The sequence below is a fragment of the Psychrobacter sp. Arc9 genome, assembly GCF_041431295.1.
GTDB lineage: Bacteria > Pseudomonadota > Gammaproteobacteria > Pseudomonadales > Moraxellaceae > Psychrobacter.
This window is the reverse complement of record NZ_JASMRK010000057.1, coordinates 1-1,269: the sequence shown is the minus strand read 5'-3', so window position 1 is coordinate 1,269 and position 1,269 is coordinate 1. Positions and strand designations below refer to the sequence as shown.

Here is a 1,269-nt window from a genome sequence, read left to right as displayed (position 1 = left end):
GCTGAAGAAACCGTACAACTAAACTTGGTAAACTAAGCACAATTATAGGAGTTTACCATGACCAAGAAATTAAGAACCTACAGTAACGAATTTAAAGCTGAAGCTGTCAAGAAGATAGCAGATAATAATGGCAATATCTCAGCTACTGCAAAGCAGTTAGGTATTGCCATGCAAACGCTATCAAACTGGCATAACAAAGCCAATCAAGGCAAGCTTGTTGGCACAGAGCAATATGATCCTGACCTTATGAGTGCTCTTCAAGAAATAAAGCAGCTCAAGCGTCAGCTCAAAGTGGCTGAAGAGGAGCGCGAGATTCTAAAAAAGGCGACCGCGTACTTCGCGAAAAACAGCCCGTAAAGTACGCTTTTATCAAAGACAATCGTCAGATATTTAGCACCACTACTATGTGCCGTGTATTAAGCGTTAAGCCCTCAAGCTACTACGATTGGCTAAGTCGTGACATCAGCGAACAGCAGGTACACCGCAATCAGTGCGAGCTACTAGTTAAAGCCGCTCACAGTGAAATGAAAGAACGTTATGGCGTAGATCGATTGCATGCTCATCTAAGCAAACAAGGCCACAACATTAGCCTGTATATGGTAAGAAGCATCAAAGAGGAACACGGCATCAAATGCCGTCGTCATAAGCGCTTTAAAGTCACTACTGACTCAAACCACAACAAGCTGGTCTATGACAATGTTTTAGATCAGAGGTTTGACGCTAAGCGTCCTAACGAAGCATGGGTCAGCGACATTACCTATATCTGGACTGCTGAGGGCTGGTTATATTTAGCTGGAGTGAAAGATTTATACACCAAAGAGCTTGTCGGCTACGCTATCAATAAGCGCATGACCGCTGATTTAGTATGCCGTGCACTCAATATGGCAATCAAGAACAAACGACCTACTCAAGGACTGATTGTTCATTCAGATAGAGGTAGCCAATATTGTAGCCATGCGTACCATAAGATTATCGAGCAGCATAAGTTTACAGGCTCAATGAGCGGCAAAGGTAATTGCTATGACAACGCACCTATAGAAAGCTTCTGGGGCGTCTTGAAGAATGAACTAGTATATCATCAAGATTATAAAACGAGGTTTGCAGCCACTAGCGATATCATTGGGTATATTGAGCTGTATTATAATCAGACTAGGATTCAAAAGGGCTTGGGCTATCGAGCGCCAAGACAGGTGTGGTTTGACTACTATCGTCAGGCTGCGTAATTAAAATCTCCCAAGTTTAGTTCTACGGATTTGACAGCATGGGTCA

1 protein-coding gene is annotated in these 1,269 nt (G+C 43.0%); it reads left to right on the top strand.

The genetic code is table 11. The features are described from left to right. Nucleotides 1-57 precede the first annotated feature (57 nt). A protein-coding gene (locus QO187_RS13770) for an IS3 family transposase (protein WP_192993974.1) occupies nt 58-1,223 on the top strand; the annotation gives its coding sequence in 2 pieces (ribosomal slippage) (nt 58-316 and nt 316-1,223; 1,167 coding nt in all). The last annotated feature ends 46 nt before the right edge of the window (nt 1,224-1,269 follow it).